At 44.3% G+C, this 19,118-nt stretch carries 19 protein-coding genes; 12 read left to right on the forward strand and 7 right to left on the reverse strand.

Annotation, left to right across the window (positions count from 1 at the left end):
- Positions 1 to 6 precede the first annotated feature (6 nt).
- From yejK to IEY18_RS12510, 5 genes are all read left to right on the forward strand, one after another.
- Complete coding sequence (gene yejK, locus IEY18_RS12485) at positions 7 to 1,038, forward strand: nucleoid-associated protein YejK (protein ID WP_188921324.1); 1,032 nt, start codon at positions 7 to 9, stop codon at positions 1,036 to 1,038.
- Between the two features lie 375 nt (positions 1,039 to 1,413).
- Positions 1,414 to 3,669, forward strand: coding sequence for a Calx-beta domain-containing protein (locus IEY18_RS12490; RefSeq protein WP_188921326.1), 2,256 nt, complete (start codon positions 1,414 to 1,416; stop codon positions 3,667 to 3,669).
- Positions 3,670 to 3,878: 209 nt separating this feature from the next.
- Positions 3,879 to 4,790, forward strand: coding sequence for a 6-pyruvoyl trahydropterin synthase family protein (locus tag IEY18_RS12500; RefSeq protein ID WP_188921328.1), 912 nt, complete (start codon positions 3,879 to 3,881; stop codon positions 4,788 to 4,790).
- A 78-nt stretch (positions 4,791 to 4,868) separates the two neighbouring features.
- Entirely contained in the window at positions 4,869 to 5,714 is an 846-nt protein-coding gene (locus IEY18_RS12505; RefSeq protein ID WP_188921330.1) for a M23 family metallopeptidase, read from the forward strand.
- A gap of 154 nt (positions 5,715 to 5,868) precedes the next feature.
- Positions 5,869 to 6,393 carry an RNA methyltransferase gene (locus tag IEY18_RS12510; protein ID WP_188921332.1) on the forward strand — a complete coding sequence of 175 codons (525 nt, stop codon included), beginning with the start codon at positions 5,869 to 5,871 and terminating at the stop codon, positions 6,391 to 6,393.
- Positions 6,394 to 6,428: 35 nt separating this feature from the next.
- Here the strand turns inward: IEY18_RS12510 and IEY18_RS12515 are convergent, their stop codons facing one another.
- The gene (locus tag IEY18_RS12515) at positions 6,429 to 7,004 is read right to left on the reverse strand and encodes a VOC family protein (protein ID WP_188921334.1); all 576 of its coding nucleotides are present in this window, start codon (positions 7,002 to 7,004) and stop codon (positions 6,429 to 6,431) included.
- A gap of 91 nt (positions 7,005 to 7,095) precedes the next feature.
- Positions 7,096 to 7,623, reverse strand: a complete 528-nt coding sequence (locus tag IEY18_RS12520) for a L,D-transpeptidase family protein (protein ID WP_188921337.1) — start codon at positions 7,621 to 7,623, stop codon at positions 7,096 to 7,098.
- A gap of 173 nt (positions 7,624 to 7,796) precedes the next feature.
- Between IEY18_RS12520 and IEY18_RS12525 the strand changes: the two genes are divergently transcribed.
- Complete coding sequence (locus IEY18_RS12525) at positions 7,797 to 8,654, forward strand: ion transporter (protein WP_188921339.1); 858 nt, start codon at positions 7,797 to 7,799, stop codon at positions 8,652 to 8,654.
- A 145-nt stretch (positions 8,655 to 8,799) separates the two neighbouring features.
- Positions 8,800 to 10,392, forward strand: a complete 1,593-nt coding sequence (locus IEY18_RS12530) for an MATE family efflux transporter (RefSeq protein ID WP_188921341.1) — start codon at positions 8,800 to 8,802, stop codon at positions 10,390 to 10,392.
- Positions 10,393 to 10,446: 54 nt separating this feature from the next.
- On the opposite strand, the gene IEY18_RS12535 is transcribed toward IEY18_RS12530, so the two are convergent.
- Both IEY18_RS12535 and IEY18_RS12540 read right to left on the reverse strand, forming a co-directional pair.
- On the reverse strand, positions 10,447 to 10,644 hold the full coding sequence (locus IEY18_RS12535) for a DUF2986 domain-containing protein (RefSeq protein WP_188921343.1): 198 nt from the start codon (positions 10,642 to 10,644) through the stop codon (positions 10,447 to 10,449).
- A gap of 207 nt (positions 10,645 to 10,851) precedes the next feature.
- Positions 10,852 to 11,307, reverse strand: a complete 456-nt coding sequence (locus IEY18_RS12540) for a hypothetical protein (RefSeq protein WP_188921345.1) — start codon at positions 11,305 to 11,307, stop codon at positions 10,852 to 10,854.
- A gap of 157 nt (positions 11,308 to 11,464) precedes the next feature.
- Here IEY18_RS12540 and IEY18_RS12545 point away from each other — a divergent pair, with 157 nt between their 5' ends.
- The 5 genes from IEY18_RS12545 to IEY18_RS12565 all read left to right on the forward strand — a co-directional run bounded on the left by IEY18_RS12545 (position 11,465) and on the right by IEY18_RS12565 (position 14,597).
- Positions 11,465 to 12,157, forward strand: coding sequence for an energy-coupling factor ABC transporter permease (locus IEY18_RS12545; protein ID WP_188921347.1), 693 nt, complete (start codon positions 11,465 to 11,467; stop codon positions 12,155 to 12,157).
- A 172-nt stretch (positions 12,158 to 12,329) separates the two neighbouring features.
- Entirely contained in the window at positions 12,330 to 13,064 is a 735-nt protein-coding gene (locus IEY18_RS12550; RefSeq protein ID WP_188921349.1) for a DUF1538 domain-containing protein, read from the forward strand.
- Entirely contained in the window at positions 13,064 to 13,831 is a 768-nt protein-coding gene (locus IEY18_RS12555; protein WP_188921351.1) for a DUF1538 domain-containing protein, read from the forward strand. The genes IEY18_RS12550 and IEY18_RS12555 overlap by 1 nt, the downstream gene beginning before the upstream one ends.
- An 11-nt stretch (positions 13,832 to 13,842) precedes the next feature.
- Complete coding sequence (locus IEY18_RS12560) at positions 13,843 to 14,193, forward strand: P-II family nitrogen regulator (protein WP_188921353.1); 351 nt, start codon at positions 13,843 to 13,845, stop codon at positions 14,191 to 14,193.
- Positions 14,190 to 14,597 carry a CBS domain-containing protein gene (locus tag IEY18_RS12565; RefSeq protein ID WP_188921355.1) on the forward strand — a complete coding sequence of 136 codons (408 nt, stop codon included), beginning with the start codon at positions 14,190 to 14,192 and terminating at the stop codon, positions 14,595 to 14,597. The genes IEY18_RS12560 and IEY18_RS12565 overlap by 4 nt, the downstream gene beginning before the upstream one ends.
- A 108-nt stretch (positions 14,598 to 14,705) precedes the next feature.
- Here the strand turns inward: IEY18_RS12565 and IEY18_RS12570 are convergent, their stop codons facing one another.
- The 3 genes from IEY18_RS12570 to IEY18_RS12580 all read right to left on the reverse strand — a co-directional run bounded on the left by IEY18_RS12570 (position 14,706) and on the right by IEY18_RS12580 (position 19,030).
- Complete coding sequence (locus IEY18_RS12570; protein WP_188921357.1) at positions 14,706 to 15,062, reverse strand: glutathione S-transferase N-terminal domain-containing protein; 357 nt, start codon at positions 15,060 to 15,062, stop codon at positions 14,706 to 14,708.
- Between the two features lie 105 nt (positions 15,063 to 15,167).
- Positions 15,168 to 18,449: a DUF748 domain-containing protein gene (locus IEY18_RS12575; protein ID WP_188921359.1), complete on the reverse strand. Its 3,282-nt coding sequence runs from the start codon at positions 18,447 to 18,449 to the stop codon at positions 15,168 to 15,170.
- Positions 18,450 to 18,631: 182 nt separating this feature from the next.
- Positions 18,632 to 19,030 (reverse strand): VOC family protein, encoded by a 399-nt coding sequence (locus IEY18_RS12580; protein WP_188921361.1) that lies wholly within the window; start codon positions 19,028 to 19,030, stop codon positions 18,632 to 18,634.
- Positions 19,031 to 19,118 lie beyond the last annotated feature (88 nt).

The following is a 19,118-nucleotide window of genomic DNA, read 5'->3' on the forward strand; positions in this document are numbered from 1 at the left end:
AGGCTTATGAGTATTCACGTCGAACAGGCAATTATTCACGAAATTTCCCAAGATGGCGAAGGGCAGCTTGCTTGCCGTTTGCGCCCTCAACCTCTATTAAATGGTCAAGCTGTTGAAGTTATGCTGGAGGAGTTACACCAAACCTACTCAAGCAAAGCGGGCAAAGGTTTTGGTTATTTTGGTGTGCCCGAAGATGATGGCGATGCCAATCCAGCTTTTGAAGAGGCGTTAACGAATTACCGTAGCAATGAGATGGGCTTTGTTGAGTTTTCAAGTGCAGCCGTAAAGTTACTTCAACAGGAGTTAGCCAAATACGATTTCAGTCAAGGTGGCTTTTTGCTGTTGTCTTGCTATACGTCGATAACAAGCGACTACCTATTTGTGGCGATGCTCAACGCGAAATCTTCGATGACCGTGCTTGATGATATGGAATTAACACAGAACAATCATTTAGATTTAAGCAATATTCAATTGGCAGCGCGTATTGATTTAACGGAATGGCAAGCGGATGAAACGTCTCGCAAGTACATCTCTTTTATTCGCGGGCGTGCAGGACGAAAAGTTGCAGACTTCTTCCTTGATTTTATGGGCTGTGTCGAAGGAGTTAACCTGAAAGCGCAGAATAAGAGCTTAATGGTTGCCGTAGAAGATTTTGTCGCAAGTGGTGAATTAACCAAAGACGAGCGCCAGCAATGTCGCGATAAAGTGTACGACTATTGCACCAACCAGTTTGATAGCGGCGAAGATGTGCAAATGAAAGATCTGGCCGACGAATTGGCTGATGATGGCATGGATTCTTTTTATGATTTTGCGACCGGTGGCGAGTATGAACTCGAGGAAGAGTTTCCGGCAGATAAGTCGACACTGAGACAGCTGAAGAAGTTTTCTGGAACAGGCGGCGGGGTTACCTTAAGTTTTGACAGTGGTCATTTAGGGGAGAGAGTCATCTATGACCCGATTTCTGACACCATTATGATTAAAGGTGTGCCCGCTAATTTGAAAGATCAGCTCGATAGACGATTAAAAGGTGGCAACTAAGTCATTGCTCCAATAAGTTATCGCTTGCAAAAAGCAACGGATTGAAAACAGCACCTTTGGGTGCTGTTTTTGTTTGCAACGATATAAATGCAAATGTGAAGAGACGATAAGGTGGTAAACGGGGTGGGCAAATATTGTTATTGGGCATTAAAAAAAACCTAAAATAAGTTACCAACATACAGAGTGAATCATGGTCAGTTCATGAACTAAGTTTAATGGCAAATGTTTGTCGTTGTGCTGATGTGTCAAAGTGTCGCAGCAGATTCAATATCCATTTTATTTCTCTATTGGCTGTGCATATAACAGGAGTGGCGGCGTGTATTAAGAAAAAGGATGTTTCCCCGATGCATTCTTAGGCTAAGAAGGTGGTGCTCTATGTTTACCTCAAAGCAAAGTCCTATCCTACGTTCTATTCTGCTTTTTATTGGTCTTATTTTCTTTATATCGATAGGCTTGAGTGCTTGTGGAGGCTCAGATAGTGAAGCGCCATTAACACCGCCAAGCCAAGGCAGTGACGGCGATGATGATAACAGTGGTGATGATAACAGTGGTGATGATAATAGTGGCTCAACCCCTGGTGACGATCCTGGCGAGCTTCCCGTACTGCAAGTGAACGCTATTCAGTTTGAAGAAAGTGACGCTGCACCTATGTTAACGGTAACCTTATCGCAAGCTTCAACCACTATAGTTAGCGTGCAATATCGAATGCTCAACGACACTGCGATCGCAATGGCTGATTACCAACCCACTGAAGGCACTATAGTTTTTGAGGCCGCTCAACTGACGTCATCAATTCCAATTCTGCTGATTGATGACGATCTTCAGGAACAAGAAGAGCAATTTATTGTTGAGTTTTATCAAGCCAGTGGCGCCCTCATTGACACACCAAAAACTCTCATCACCATCGCAGCCAATGATAGTTTTAGTTTTTCCGAACGAGCAGATTTTGAACCAGACTGGAATAGTCTCGGCGCATTCTCATCGGCAAGCTCCTGCGGCCAATGTCATGAAGCTGCCAGCGATAGCAGTGGGGTTTTACGCTATCCAATGACTCAAGCAGGCGATGATGTAAGCCCTTATGCTGGGTGGCAGCATAGTGCAATGGCCCATGCCCTTGATGACCCCTATTACTTAGCTGTTGTAGAAGAAGAAACACTACATTTTCCGCACTTAAAAGGCACGATTGAAGATAAGTGCTTGAGCTGTCATGCGCCCATGGCGCATTTAAATGCCCATGACAATCAAACTGACTTGGGTCAAATGGATTGTGGTAATTCCGATGGTTGCTATAGCATGGCTAATGCGCAGCAAAGTATGGCGGCAAGAGAGGGCGTAAGTTGTACGTTATGTCACCAAATTGATCCACAAAGCCTTGAGCCTGTGCTACTCGAAAATGTTCAAATTGATCATGATAAGCGTACGATCTATGGTCCATATGATGATGTACTACGCGGGCCAATGTGGAATAACACCCAATATGATGTCGCCGGAAGTGAACATGTGCAGCAGTCTCAGCTTTGTGCGGTTTGCCATAACCTTAAATCCCCCTCGATAGACATCAACAATGATCAGCTACTGAATACGACATTTGTTGAGCAAGCCCCGTTTACCGAGTGGTTAAACAGTACCTTTAATGATGGTGATAGCGATGATATCGCTTGTCAGGGGTGTCATATGCCTGAGCTGGACGACTATCAAACGCCGATTGCCGTGATGCCAAGTGGTGAAAGCAATAGTCGCTGGCCGATTCGTGACGATTATTCCCAGCACCAGTTTTTAGGTGGAAATTCTTACTTGGCGCTGTTGATGCAAAGTTACGATACTGAGCTTGGGATTGATGGTGCAACAGAACCTGAAGGCTTTGCTGACGTTATGGCGCGTAATAAAGCCTTTATTGCAACCAAGGCTGCGAGCATCGAGGTGGATGACTTAGCACTAGAAAATGAACAATTGCGTTTTTCTGTGCATATTCACAATCACAGTGGCCATAAGCTGCCGACTGGCTTTCCAAGCCGCAGAGTTTGGTTAGCCACCCAAGTTACGGATGCACAAGGCAAGGTGCTGTTCAGTTCTGGTGTGCCAAATGATAAGGGCTGGATAGCACATGATGTTTATCATGCGAGTCAGGCGTGTGTTTTGGATGTAAATATTGCCAATAACAATGCGGATTGCTATATGGCCCATGTTGACGTCGTGACCGATGCTAGCCAGGTCCCCATCTACGAATCTGTGATGGCAGATAGCAATCATCATGTGACCTACGTTTTGTTACATGGCGTAAGTTACCTCAAAGACAACCGGATCCCGCCGGTAGGGTTTGACAGTCAAAGTGTTCGCTATAACCAAGAGGTCGCTATTGTTGGTCAAGCTTCCCTAGATGCTGATTTCAATCGGGGTGATGCAAAGCAAGGGACTGGGCAAGATACAGTGCATTATCAAATTGATTTGCAAGAGACGTTTTCAGGCGCGCTCACTGTAGATGTAACCTTATATTATCAGAGTATTAAACCCGCATTTGTTACTGGCATGACTCATCAAGGTGAACTCATTAAACAGTTTAAATGGATGGTCTCCCAGCAACCGCCGATGCCAGAAGTCATGGCGGTCAGCCACGCATCATTAAACTTTTAAACCTATGGTTCACAAAAAGCCACCCAAGAGGTGGCTTTTTTAATCAATGTTGCGGGTTTTGCTTTAATTTTTCTGTTCACCGTAAACTTAATTCGCACAGCGGCAAACAATTGATTAGAATTGAGCAATTACAAGTGAACCAACAATAGCCCACGCTATTTTTGGGACGATTTAACTAGGGCGGACTGTTTTTCTGCCTAGGAGCATAAATGCAACTGTTTGTAAGAGATTTAACGGTAATCGACTTTTCATACCTGTGCCCAATACGCGGGATGGTTGGTGAGAGTTGGATTGTCGATGTGATGCTAGATGGCGGTCTAGATGAACAAAATATGGTGCTCGATTTCGGCAAGGTAAAGCGCATCATTAAAGACACGATTGATGATGTTGCCGATCATCGTTTGCTTATCCCTACGGCGTGTAGTGAAGTGCGCTGGCAGCAGCAGGGTGGGCGCGTGTGGATGGACTTTATGAGTCAAAAAGGGAGTATCCATTTGGCGTGTCCTTCACAGGCTTTTGCATTGGTGCCTAGCGAAATTATTGACTTTGATAGTGTGAACCAATTTTTACAAAAAGCATTGCGTGAAGCCTTGCCACAAAACGTGCATGGCGTGAGTTTGACGCTCAGAAACGAAATGCTTGAAACACCTTATTATCATTACAGCCATGGCTTGAAGAAACATAAAGGGAATTGTCAGCGAATTGCTCACGGACACCGCAGTCCGGTCAATGTTTTTGAGAATGGCGTGGCTGCGCATCAATGGGATGCTTATTGGGCGAAGCGTTGGCAGGATATTTATTTGGGCAGTAAGGATGATTTGAAGTCAGTTGATGACCTTGAGTTGTCGTTGCAAACTCAAATTAGTGATACATCGCATTATGGATTCCGTTATGAAGCCCCCCAAGGGGATTTCCAGTTAGCGATGCCGAAATCTTGCTGTGAAATTATTCCACATGATACGACCATTGAACTACTTGCGGGTTATATGGCCAAAGAGTTATCGGCGCAAACACCTGAGAGTGATTTCAAAGTCATTGCCTATGAAGGCGTTGGCAAAGGTGCGATTTCAGTTAGTTCCGCAGTACAAAACCTGATAGCAGCAGATACAGAAAACGATTAATTCTCATTTGCTGAATTCATCGGCGTCAAATTGTGGCGCCTTATTTTTATTTATAAAAATCCAAGGTAATTCAAAATTATGAAACGTTTGTTGCCACTCTTATCGCTATTTGCTATCTGTTGTTCGTTTAACGCGGCGGCAAATATTACGTTTGACGGATTGTTTGAACAAGGTGCGTTGGTTAGAGCTAAAGTTGCGCCTGATACCAAGGTTTGGCTGAATAATGAGCCTTTGATGTTAACGCCTGACGGCGAATTAGCTTTTGGTTTTGCCCGCGAAGCAGCATTGAAACAAGAGCTCAAACTGAAACTAGCAGATGGTAGTGAGCAAGTTATTCCGCTAAAAATCAAATCGCGTGAATATAAAATACAACGGGTCAATGGTATCGCGAAAAAGATCATGAAACCTGATCCTAAAGCGGTCGCTCGCTCACGCCAAGACAGTAAACAAGTCAAAACTGCCAGAGGCCAGTTCACTGATAATCAAGCATTTATGCAAGACTTCATTTGGCCACTAACGGGTAGAATTTCAGGTGTGTATGGCAGTCAACGGGTTTACAACGGAAAACCTGGAACTCCGCATTATGGTGTCGATGTTGCTGCAAAAACCGGAACGGTGATTGTCGCACCTGCAGATGGTACCGTTTCTTTAGCGGTTGCGGATATGTTCTATTCTGGTGGTACAATTATCGTGGATCATGGCTATGGTGTCAGTTCTAGCTTTTTGCATTTAAGTAAGCTCTATGTTGCGCCAGGGGATTTTATTGCTCAAGGGCAACCCATAGGTGAAGTCGGTGCAACCGGCCGAGCCACGGGCCCTCATCTTGATTGGCGTTTAAATTGGTATCAAATGCGACTTGATCCGGTCTCAATCGTTCCTTCGATGGCCAGTGTATTATCTGGGGCGTCAAAAATAGGCCAGTAATCGATTTATTGTAAAACGACACCGAAGTTAGTTTAATCCAAGCCATCGCCATCGCGGTGATAAAAGCATGTGCGTTGTATCGATTGCTTGGATTTTTTGAATGTTAAACTGACTGAATTCTATCAACTGCACATCTATCGTTTGAGATCGCTCAATGTCATACGCCACGGCACAGTCTTCAAAAGTTTATCTTGGTTTAACCAACCCTAAAACACCAACCAACGTGGGTTCAATTATGCGTGCAGCAGGATGCTTTAACGTCGATGGTGTGTTTTACACCGGTGAGCGCTATGCCCGTGCGGCCCAATACAACCCAGATACGAAAGATATTGCAGAACAAATCCCGCTGGTCAGTGTAAAGTCGTTGGATGAGCAGATTGACGAAACCACACAAATTGTTTGTGTCGATCTGGTTGAAGGGGCAACCCCTTTACCACTATTTGAGCATCCTGAGAATGCAATTTATATCTTTGGCCCGGAAGATGGCACCATCAGCCAAGAGATGGTCGATAAAAGCCATGCGGTTGTTTATGTTCCCACAATCGGTTGTTTAAACCTTGCTGCAACGGTCAATGTTTTACTTTATGACCGTCTCGCAAAAAGCCAACACGCGAGTGGTAGTGATGACCTGATTAGGAAAAGCCGAGATACCAATAATCGGGTAACGGTAAAACGATAAGCTTGTAAAGCTCGCTAATCTTATCGCGTTTGACACTAATCTGCTGACTGCTCACTGGCGATGATCGCCTTAATGTCGTGGGGGTGGATTTTGATACAAATGCCGTTTGATTTAAATGCGAGGGTGGGATTGGCCAGCCGTTCATGTTGCCCTTGGGGGGAGCTTCTTTTCACTTGGATATCGGTTTGCTCTGCAAGCACTGGCTTAAGGTGAGGGAAGGTGTCAACCAGTGCAACTTCAAGTGCTTGGCAATTTGTAAAGTCCCCCGGAAATACCAGTTCAATATGTTCCCAACCTTGCTGGGGGTAATGTTTGCTGCCGGGATAGGGGAGTTCAATACACGCTATCGACCACTTCCCGAGCATGAGTGGTTGTTGAAGTTCAATGATCTCAATGGGCCGGCCATTGATCTGATTGTGGGAGATCAGAGAGCCTTGACGACAAAAATGTTCACTGAGCGCTTTGGCTACCTGGATATCGTTCACCCTTAAGGCGACATGGTCGCAATCCAGTGGCTTATCGAGTAAACCTAGCTGCGCTGCCAATGCGGTTATCTTTTGCGAGAATTCACTCCATGTATCGTCTAGGTATTCGTGGGTAAGAACGGGCATGATTTTACTCTTTATCTTTTATGAATTGGTGTCGTGCTCAAATGACTTGAGCGTGTCTTACCAAGGAGAATACTCACATTCCAGTGGTCGACTATGGCCATATTTCAATAGGCGTACCGGGATCGACAACGCGCCATAGCTCATCCATTTGCTCATTGGTTAAGGCGATACAGCCATCGGTCCAATTGTATTGTTGGGCTTGCTCGGCCGATAAGCTCGATTTAGGGTTCTGTCCGTGGATCATAATCTGGCCGCCAGGGTCAATACCTAGAGCTTCGGCTCGTAAGCGATCTTCTTCATTTGGGTAGGAGATATGAATTGCTTTGTAATAGGCACTATCTGATTTTTTATAATCGAGAAAGTAGCGTCCTTGTGGTGTACGCTGATCTCCTTCATTACGTTTGTGCCCTTGAGGGCGGTCGCCTAAAGCGATGCGATACTGTTTTACTTTTTTTCCCTGTTGATAGAGCGCCATCACTGATTTTGACTTGGTGACGACTACACGATCAATCTTACCCACTAATGGGGATTGATTCGCTTGGGAAGCGAGTGCAGGCACACAAAAGAGCAAACAAACCGCGATACATATTGGTTGGAATTTAATGAAATGAAGATGCATAAACCACAATCTTAAAACCTAAACTAAAGTTGATTTTAACCTAAGCCGATTTCTTTTGTCTGTATTTATGTTGGTCATCGTCATGCGAGTTCTTGGCTGAATCGATAAATTATGGTTTGCGAACCTGAGAGTGTGGTTAAATAGGTGTTGCTGCGAAATTTGGAACTAAGCGTATGACTTCGAACAAAATGCCTCAGGGAAATGAACTCACTAAAAAGCGACTTCGCCGTATCATTTTTGGTACGGACACCCCAGCGGGGCGAGCGTTCGATATTATTCTTATTGTGAGCATTATTATTAGTGTTGCTTTAGTTCTCCTCGACACGATTCAATCGGTCAACCAAGCATACGGAACACTGATTCTGCGTATTGAGTGGTTCTTTACTGTCATTTTCACGATTGAATATTTGCTTCGCTTATATTGCTCTGCGAATGCTCGGCAATATTCTCTGAGCTTTTATGGCATTGTCGATCTGTTATCTGTTTTACCTAGTTATTTGGCACTATTTTTCCCCGGTGCGAATTTTACTTTGGTGATCCGAGTTCTCCGTTTATTTCGTATTTTCAGAGTACTCAAGCTGCTGCGCTATTTAAGTGAAGGTAACTTGCTCCTTCGGGCCCTAATGTTGTCAGCGCGAAAAGTCACGATTTTCTTCTTTTCAGTAAGCTTGATCATCCTCGTTCTTGGCGCGGTCATGTACGTAGTGGAGGGGCCAAATAATGGCTTTACTTCGATTCCCAAGTCGATTTACTGGACCATAGTAACAATTACCACGGTTGGCTATGGTGATATCACTCCGGGAACGACGCTAGGGCAAACCATTGCTGCATTTACCATGTTGCTAGGCTATTCGATTATTGCTATTCCAACCGGTATCTTAACTGCCGAATTATCCGGAGAGATGGGGCGGAAGCGAGATATTCGTCGCTGTAATAATTGCTTAAAAACCGGCCATGATCATGATGCTGCATTCTGTAATCATTGTGGCAATGAACTTGAGCCTGAACTTGAACCCGACTCAGATCATTGATGCCTGTTCAAGAGAGGGATTTGGCGGCTCTTCATTTCAGGTGTACCGTTTTCATGACCAGTTAAAAGGCTTGATTAGGTGTTGAGCTATCCAGAAGCACAGTTTTCCTAAACCTGTCCCACATACATATATTTTAGAGGTGTAAATGCCAGCGGCAAAGTTTACCCAAGGCTCCATTTTACGTCACATTCTCGTGATGAGTTCTACAGCGGCAATTGGCATCTCGGCACTTTTTATTGTCGATTTGCTTGATATCTTTTTTCTAAGTTTGCTGGGAGAGATTGAACTAGCAGCCGCCGTTGGCTATGCCGGTACCATCTCATTTTTTACAACTTCAATCGGGATCGGGTTATCGATTGCCCTAGGGGCATTAGTGTCGCGAGCCATCGGAGCGAAAGACACTGAACGCGCAAAGCGACTATTGCTCAATAGTGCAGTTGTAACGCTCATTGTCAGCATTGTGGTAGCTACTTGCGTAACCTTGTCGATTCCGAGCCTTGTGAGTTTACTTGGTGCAACAGGCCGAACTGCTGAGCTTGCTGCGGATTATTTGTATATTTTAGTACCATCCATGCCAATCATTTGTTTGGCGATGGCGCTGGGCGCAGCTTTAAGAGCTGTAGGCGACGCGAAGCTATCCATGTTTTCTACCCTCAGTGGCGGTGCGGTGAATGCCGTATTCGATCCTATTTTTATCTTTGCTTTGTCGATGGGGATTGAAGGTGCTGCGACTGCTTCAGTATTAGCGCGATGTGCCGTGCTGGCCATGGCTGCGCGAGGTGTGGTTGTGAAGCACAAGCTACTTGGTCGTTTTCATTGGTCCCATTTTAAAATGGACTTGTTGCCAATTTTTGCCATAGCAGGGCCAGCGATGCTCACCAATGCAGCTACCCCAATCGGCAATGCCGTGGTTACCCGGGCGATAGCAGATTTTGGGGATAGTTACGTCGCGGGGTGGGCGGTTATTGGGCGGATTATACCAGTGTCGTTCGGGATGATATTTGCGTTATCTGGTGCGATTGGTCCAATCGTAGGCCAAAACTATGGTGCCTTGTTATTCAACCGAGTCCGCGAAAGTTTACGCAAAGCGATGTTGTTTTGCTTAGCATATGTCAGTTGTATTTCGGTGATCTTATTCCTATTGCAAGGGTATATAGTGCAAGCCTTTGACCTTGAGGGAGAGGCTGCTGCCTTACTGGAGTTCTTCTGCAGTTATATTGCGATTACTTTTGTATTCTCCGGTGTTTTATTTGTGGCCAATGCTTCGTTTAATAATTTGGGGAAACCAAAATATTCAACTTTTTTCAATGTAGGTAAAGCAACCTTGGGTACCATTCCCTTTGTCTATTTTGGTGGTTTATGGTGGGGAGCTTATGGTGTGCTACTTGGTCAGGCCTTGGGCTCTATTCTATTTGGCGGTCTCGGAGTATTGGCGGCGTTTCGTTTAGTTGAGCGCGTTGAAGCTGCGCATCAGTTAGCGAAACAGGTACCACAAGCTGAACTTGAGCGCTCCAATGTGTCTGCGCAATTAAGGAAAAAGCCTAGTGATGAAGCCATCAACGATGAGTTAACGGAGACTATTTGTTTAAATGCGACCACTCCTCTCTCTTCTTCCTGCGCGCAAATGGCTCAACTATCAGAAGAGAGTGATTTTTCGCAAGAAAGCCTAATTGATACCCAAGCGCCCCCTGCAAAAGATAGAGGCGAAGTGCTTAAAACGGATGGTGAAGAACTGTAAAAAGTGTCCTGCTAAAGTTTTCCGGTGAAGCGAGTTTGATGCAAATCGCTTACGCTATTGTGTCGCTTCATCCACTGCAGAACTTGTATTCGACTCTGTTGGTGCAGATTCAGCAATTTGTTGCTGCTCGAGTGCATTTTTAGCTCGTTCAGCTTTTGACACATACTTTTTCACTGTTGGTGGGGTATGTTTGTTGAATTTTGCTTTAGCGCGTTTAGCGAGCTTTTTAGTCATTTTTTGTTTCTTATTCATGAGCTCTCCTAAAGCCTAACGAGTGACGCAATCATGTAAGTGTTGCGTGTAAGATGAGTATAACCAAAACGGCCGTGGATTCTACCTTAATGCCGCTCAACGTGCCAGTACCGGTAGGGCGTTTCGGTATTTCATTTTTCTTCGGGGGCAAAATATTTAGCGGGCTACAGTAGAATTTCGCTGTAACTTGAATCTTGGATGAATGAATTAGCTTGAATGTCCGTACTTTTGGTGATCTTGTGCCGATGCACCGTCAATGCATTCCCCTCGGATTTCGCCCCGATTCGATTCAATCAAGCGGTCAAGCTCTATATATCCGTCTCTACAAAACTTGTTCATCGCGAGTGTTTTCGTTAATCCGAGTTCAACTTGCTTGATCCACGCCAGTTCAATCTCCCGGCGATCAGACTTGGCTTTCTTTTTTTGCTTTTTATTGCTCTTGAGTTTGGCATAGCTGCGATAGGCAGCTGCTTTATCCATTTTTAAGTGAGCGCGGTAAATGAAAATTTTTAAGCCATTGGCTTTAATGTGTGGCTGAAATTGGTCACGGGTTAAGCCCGCAAATGGGTTAAAGTCTTCTTTTTTTGAACTACAGCCAGAAACTAAAACCGTTGCCAGTATGCATACAAGCAAGGTATTTCGTTTGGTGCCTTGAGACTTCATTGTATTTCCTAGTAATTATGTGACTCGATCATCCGATAAAAACGCCCATTTTATACTAAAGTTCTGCGTAGAGTCATTCGAACTCATTTAAGATAGATAAATATGCGCTGAACTTGCGCATGATAAAATCAAAAATCAAGGAGCTGTAAAATTAGTCATGGTCGATTTTTGGTTACAGAACTGGCATGAAATCAGCACTGAATCAAGGCAAGCCGATTGGCTTGCCTTCGCTGCGTTCATGTTTTGGCTGTGGCTGATATGGCCAACCCATCAATTGAAGTCCTTGCTTGTTGATAGGGAGCTACGCCAGCGATTCTTTATCGCTGCAACGTTTATTATTGGGTTGTGGCTGTTGAATGCCAACGTGATGCAAGGAATGCACGCACATTTTCTGGGGCTTGTGAGTATCAGTATGATGTTTGGCTGGCGCTTAACCAGTATTTTGGTTCTGCCCTGTAGCTTGTTTTTTAGTACTTTTATTATTAAACAACCCGCTGTTTTTGGGGCTTACAGTTTAATTGCAATGTTGTTGCCAATCTTTTTAAGTTATTTGTTCTATATTCAAAGCTACAAGTATTTACCTAAGCACTTGTTCATTTTTATATTTTTTGGTGGTTTTTTTAATGCGGCCCTGATGATGGCGAGCCATATCTCGTTATGGTCACTATGGTTATGGGCCACACAGCAGTATTCATGGTCAGTGTTAGTTGATAACTATTTGGTGTTGATTCCGTTGTTAGGATTTCCGGAAGCACTGCTGAATGGCATGGCGATTACCTTGCTAGTGGTTTATCGACCGCATTGGCTTTATGACTATTCAGACAAACAGTATTTGTGGCGTAAGCCTTGAAAATTAATTATTGCTGATATAACAATAAATCTTTAAAAATACAGGTTTTTACACTGCGTTTTTATAGATATGAGAAGGCACTCACGTTTTGGATTTTCTGTTATGATTTGGTTGTTGTTATTTCGTGTAGCAGTGGCAAACTGAATTTAATTCGTGGAAACAAGGAGCATGAATGGAAGGCGTTGTTAATCTACTTAAAGCGATGATGGGAAGTTTCCGTGATTTAATCCCTATTATCGTGGTCGTTGCTTTTTTCGAGATATTCGTTTTGCATCAAGCACCAGATAATCTCATTAATATTTTGATTGGATTGGTGTTCATTGTACTTGGTTTAACTTTCTTTGTTTTTGGTCTCGAAATGGGACTATTTCCTATTGGTGAGTCGTTGGCGCAAGCCTTGGCACGCAAAGGAAGTGTATTTTGGTTAGTGTTATTTTCCTTTTCTTTGGGTTTTGGTACCACAATTGCGGAACCAGCGCTGACGGCTGTAGCGGGAGAGGCCGCAGAGGTTGCTGCTGAGGCCGGAGCCATCGCAGCTTCCCAAGAATCGATGGATAGCTATGCGATGGGGCTTAGAATTACCGTCGCACTTTCAGTGGGTTTAGCGATTTTACTGGGTGTCGTTCGTATCCTCAAAGGCTGGCCGATTCACTATATGATTATCGGTGGTTACATTGCGGTTATGGCGTTAACTGGTATTGCACCAGAGAGCATTATTGGTGTCGCTTATGACTCCGGAGGCGTAACAACATCGACAATTACAGTACCCTTGGTCACCGCCCTCGGTGTTGGCTTGGCGGGGGTGATTAAAGGGCGTAATCCCATGCTTGATGGGTTTGGTTTGATAGCATTTGCGAGCTTATCGCCAATGATCTTTGTATTAATCTACGGCATGGTGGTGATGTAATGGAAATTATGAGCTTCCTGCTAGAAACCTTTTTACTTACCCTTCGTGATGTGGTGCCTATCGCCGTGATTTTGTTCGGCTTCCAACTCGGGGTGTTAAAGCGGCCGATAGCAAATTTACCAAAAGTCGTCATGGGTTTTGGCTATGTAATTGTTGGTTTGTCCCTGTTTTTGGTTGGGTTAGAGCTGGCACTATTCCCGCTCGGTGAAGCGATGGCGCAGCAGTTAACCTCTGCTGAGTTTGTGCAGCCTACGGGAGGAGTTGGAGCAGAGCCCCAGTGGCAAGATTACATTTGGGTGTACGTCTTTGCTGCTGCGATTGGTTTCAGTACCACGATTGCAGAGCCTTCTTTGATTGCCGTTGCGATTAAAGCGGAAGAGGTTTCCGGTGGTTCGATTCGGGTGCAAGGTTTGCGCTTAGCGGTCGCACTTGGTGTGGCTATCGGTATTGGCCTTGGCTCTTATCGAATTGTCGTCGGCGATCCGATTCATTATTACATTATGGCGGGATATGTCATTGTTGTAATACAGACATTCTTGGCTCCCAAAATGATTGTTCCTCTGGCCTATGACTCCGGTGGTGTTACAACTTCTACGGTTACCGTACCTTTAGTTGCAGCACTGGGGCTTGGCTTAGCAACCAATGTTCCTGGACGAAACCCATTGATTGATGGTTTTGGTCTGATTGCTTTTGCGAGTTTATTTCCAATGATTACGGTAATGGGATATGCCCAAATCGTGAATTACTTAAGTTCTAAGAAATCATAAGGAGCGATTTTATGCGCTTTAAACTTATCATCGCCTTCGTAGATGATTGTTGTACAGACGAAGTCCTACGAGCCTCCCGTGAAGCGGGAGCAACGGGTGCTACCGTGATTAATCATGCTCGTGGTGAAGGTCTGAAAAAGAAAAAAACCTTTATGGGGCTCACCTTAGATGTGCAGCGTGATGTAATTTTGCTGCTTGTTGAAGAACACATGAGTCGTAATATTCTGGAGACAATGAGTCGTGCCGGGGAGTTTGATACCAACCCTGGCCGAGGGATTGCCATCCAAATTGATGTAGAAGATGCCGTTGGTGTTGCGCACCAAGTAGAGCAGCTAAGCAAAGATATTGAGGACCAAATATGAAGCCAACACAATTAGTCCGAGTCTCTGACGTCATGAACCAACAATACGCCAGTGTTGATGGCTTGTTGACCGTTGCAGAAGGGATCCGCACCGCAATCGATAAAGACGTGAAAGTCTTACTAGTGAATAAGCGTCATGAAAATGATGAGCATGGCATGGTTTTGATGAGTGATATTGCCAAGAAGGTGCTCGCAAAAGATAAAGCGCCAGAACGGATTAATATCTATGAAATCATGATCAAACCAGTATTGTCGGTGACGGGCAGCATGGATGTTCGTTACTGTGCGCGATTATTTGAGCGTTTTGGTATTACCAAAGCGCCTGTCATCGAGAATGGCGAAGTTCTTGGGCTGGTGAGCTACCATGATATTGTTTTGAAAGGTATGACACACTTAATCGATTAATTCTTCGATAATGAGCCACAAAAAAGGCTGAGATATTTTGTATTTTGCTAGTATCATTTGAACTAGTTGATACAAAGTAACTCAGCCTTTTTTCATTTTCGAAGACAACTAAGCAAATTTTTGGTTTAAAAACTCAATGATTGCTTTGGACTCATACATCCATTTGACTTCCCCTTGCTCTTCTATGCGCAGACAAGGAACTTGAACTTTTCCACCGTTTTCTTCTAAAACTTCTTTATTTGTAGCTTGTTTAGCATCAACGATAGCAATGTTGAGGCTTTGGCGGTGCATAGCTCTTCTTACTTTGACGCAAAAAGGGCAAGCCGCGTATTGGTATAAAGCCATGTTTGCAGTTTGCTCATCAACTTTGTTCTGCTCTGATACGGGTCGTTGGCGTTTTTTGGGAGTAAAAATGAAGTTAGCCACTAAAATGATCCGACCTAATATCCAACGTACTACGAACATGATTGACCTCTGTATTAGTAAAAAATCATGCGGATTTTACCTCATGCCTCCAACTGGGGGAAGATCCACCTCACACTTTTATGGAGGATGTATATAAGATTTCACCTACTTGGCTTCAAGGGTCAATGTTGCTTGCGGGCTGGCATCTTCGATATTCACTTTACTTTCAATAATAAAGACACGAGCAGCGGGTACTTGGCTTTGTTCTACCAAAAAGCTTTTGACGGAGAGTGCTCTGCGGTGGGCAAGTTCTCCAAGTAAATCATCGCTGATCGGCTGTGCATTTAAGCTCATATTGTAGAGACCGATGCGCCATTGTTCATTGAGTGTAGATTCAGATAATGGCTCTTTTGGCTTCTCTGCCTTGTCTTTAAGTTGCTGTGCAAGTGTTGCTTTATAGGCCAGTGGATCCTGCTTAAGCGTTTTTTGAAACACTGCCGGTAGGGCATCGGCAAAACGTGTATCCATCGCGACTTCACTGGCTGATCTTGGCAAACCAATTTCATTGCCATTTAGCTTCACTTCTTGGTAAAGCTGATCCAATAGTTGCTGCTGTTTGAGCGCACGACTGTCGTCGGTTCGTTTAACTTCGCCTTTAATGCTTAATATCAACTTGGGCCGTTTATTGAGAGCCTTGGCAAGTTCTGTAAGCTTTTTCGTTTCTTTAGTATCGAGGCTGTCGCGGCCGATAGCAAAGGCCACTTTATCAAGTTCATCATCGGTATCGACTAAACTTGCGAGCAGTGAAAACGGTGCAGTCACCGCTTTGGTAATGACATTGGTTACTGCGGTCATAATGATGTCACCAAAGCTAAAGCTGGGTGAATCGAGGTCTCCAGATACATCCAGTCCAAGATCAATCACGCCATCGCTGTCCTGCAGTAATGCAATGGCGAGTGAAACAGGCAGACTGGTGGCGAGGCTGCTATTGCTTGGTTTACCAAGCTCTAATTGATCGACAACCAAGTGGTTGCTGCCCAGTAATTGATTGTTGTCTAGCTTGTAATCCAGAGTCAAAGAGAGCTGGCCGCGATCAATATAATAGCCCGCGTAGGTGCCGGAATAGGGATTCACGGACGTAAGCTCGACATCTTTAAATTGCAGCCCTAAATCTAAAAATGGCTTTTCAAGGAGCGGATTAATTTCGCCTTGCAAAATGACCGGCGCGTATTTATCAATTTTGCCGGTTAAATCTACAGTGGCAGCTTGCTTGCTGCTGGAGGAGAGGCGGCTTACATGGCCATTGAGTTGCTCAATACTGGAAGCAAAACTCGGTGTCAGTGACTTGTCTGCAAAAAATGCAGCACCATCTTCTATTTTTATTTGAGCAATTTCAATGGCTAAAGGCGCTTGTGTATCTGCTGAGGGTTGTTGAGTAGACGCCCCTTGTTCATTGATTGTCTGAGGGCTTTTATTTTTGGGTGTTTCCGCTGTTTTTGGGGCGGGCACAGTCTTAGAAGGGCTCTGGTCTTGATTTGAAACCAGAAGGTTACCAATATTTGTGCTTCTATCTTTGGCAATGACCACCCGAGCAAAGGGTTTTGTGAAGTGAACTGTATCAACGCTAAGCTTATTATTTTGTTGCTCAAAGCGAATATGATTAATATTTAGCTGATCCCATGCCAATAACTCGCGTTGCTTCACGGAGTCTTTCACTTGTAGCTGGCTCACTTGAATGGCGCTATCGACGATCACAGAGCCATCTGCTACACGTTCTATTTTCGCTTGGGTATTCAAATTGCCATCGACAAGTTCAAGGTTGACCCAAGGCGATACATAGGGCTGAAACTGTTTAAATTGCAGCTTTTCTATCTCAAGGGCGAGCTTCGCCGTTTGCGAAGCTAGGTCTACTGAGCCCGCCGATGTTATGGTGCCTTGCTGGTTCACTTGTAAAGCAAGTTGGTAATCCACGGGTGTTTTTAAATCGCTATGGATGGCGGTTGTACTAAAAGATAGCGGCGCTATATGCCAAAGCTCAGTGTTTTTAGTGACCAGCTGCTCTTGAATTTTGACATCGTAATTATTGATAGCTAGTGCATCAATAATAATTGACCAGGATTGTGTGGCATTATTTTGTGATGCCTGACTCGTTGGGCTAGGGTCCGCTTGATGCTGTAATTCTGATGTGTCGACGATGTCTGTGTTTGTTTGCACTGGCGCTGTGTTTGTATTTTCCACGGATTCAGATTGAATAGCTTTTGGTTGAAGCCATTTGGCAATATTAAGGCCATCATCATCAAGGAGTGCATTGAGCAATAGGTCTTGGCTGCGGATATTTGCAATCGTCACCTGTTTTTGCCCGCTGTGTGCTTCAATAGATTCAATGGCAAATTCTGGCAGCTGAATAAAGCTCTGTTGCTGATATTGAAGATCAAGGTGATTTAGAACGATCAGCCCTTGATGGGTCTTCAATACCATCCCCTCGGCTTGTTGCTTGACTAGAAAATCAGTTTCAAAACCCAACACCCCATGCGCAAGCGTAGCTTCAAAGTGTTCGGCAATAAATGGCCACAACTTATGGAGCGATAACTTGCTCATCTTTACATTGCCATCGACAGCAAATGGTAACAGCTGTAGTTGCCCTTGAGCGCTAATCTCGTCACTGTCATTACTATGCAGTGAGAGGTTAAATCGGTTGTCTTGGAGTGGTCGTGTTTGATTGGCTTGGTTTTCTAGTGGTTGACTGAGCGAATCAAATTGCGCCAGGGTAACACTGAAATCATCGACACTAAATAGGGCTTGCTGCCCAGTGAGCTGCTTATCTAACACAATTTTAACGCGCGCCGCATCGAGATGTAATTGGTTAATCAAAATGTGTGGCAAGGCCGTCGCTTCTTGCTCCGTAGCTTCATTTTGGTTGGTTACTTGGGTTTGCTGCGCGTTTACGTGAGCCAAAATATCGTCAAAACTAAATGTCATTGGGCCGGCAATATCGTGTGATATTTGCTTTGCTTCTATGGCGACATAAGGCGCTTTGAGGTGTAAGTCCGATAAACTGATGGCCCCGTTAACTAATGAGTGCCAAAAATTGATTTGGCCTGAAAGTTGTTCAAAGCCGATAAAACCTTCGGTATTGCTACTGATTGCTATCGATTCGGTTTTGTCAGTATTTTGATTTGTCACAGATTGTGCCGACTGTTTTGCAATAAGCAATTGATCGACCTGTAGCTGTAATAGGAAAGGGTTAATTCGAATATCTTGAACGCTTGATGCTCGGCCTGTGGCTTGGGTAATCTTTTCTGGCACTATGGTTTTAGCTACTTGCGGAACCACAAGTCCGAGTATGATGGCATAAATGAGATAGGTTAAAAGCAAATAACTCACAATACGTTGCCATTTTGGCAGTGCGAAAAACTTGGTTTGAACTTGGGAAAGTGCAGTTAACATAGCGACGACAGGCTCCTAGAAATACGGCAAAGATTTACAACTGAGGCCAAAAAATGAGCTTCAAATAATCCAACTCTCTACCTATGCTATGGTAACTAAAAAGCGCCTTCATGAATATGCAGTTCGCGCTGAATTTACTGAGTTTTATTGAAAATGAATCGAGACACAATCAGTAACGGTTACTAGCCGATTTTGTTTTTTGCGTTGATGTGGTACGAGATTGCCGCAATAATTGCGCCTTGGGGATCTTTAATCCAACAAAAACGACCAATATCAGGTATATCTTCGGGCCCAAATAGTATCGTTCCGCCAAGCCGTTCTACCCGTTGTATAATGTCATCGACATTCTTTACTGTAATATATCCTGTCCAATTACTTGGCATTGCTGGGGCAGGGCTACCCATAATTCCGCCAATGCTTTCCCCTTGATTTTCAATAATGTGGTATGGGCCTTCTGCAATTTGAATGGTTCGAAAAGACCAGCCAAATACTTCCCCATAAAACGTCATGGAGTGCTCCGTATTGCTTGAAGTGAGTTCATGCCAACTCAGTGCTCCGTGTGTCGTAAAAAGCGAGCTCATATATAGATCCTTGTGGCCGTCAAACGTCGGGTTAAGTGTAGGTCACAGAGAGCTATAAATTTGAGCGTAGGATTTTTAATCGAACGTT

Source organism: Shewanella gelidii (assembly GCF_014647855.1).
GTDB lineage: Bacteria > Pseudomonadota > Gammaproteobacteria > Enterobacterales > Shewanellaceae > Shewanella > Shewanella gelidii.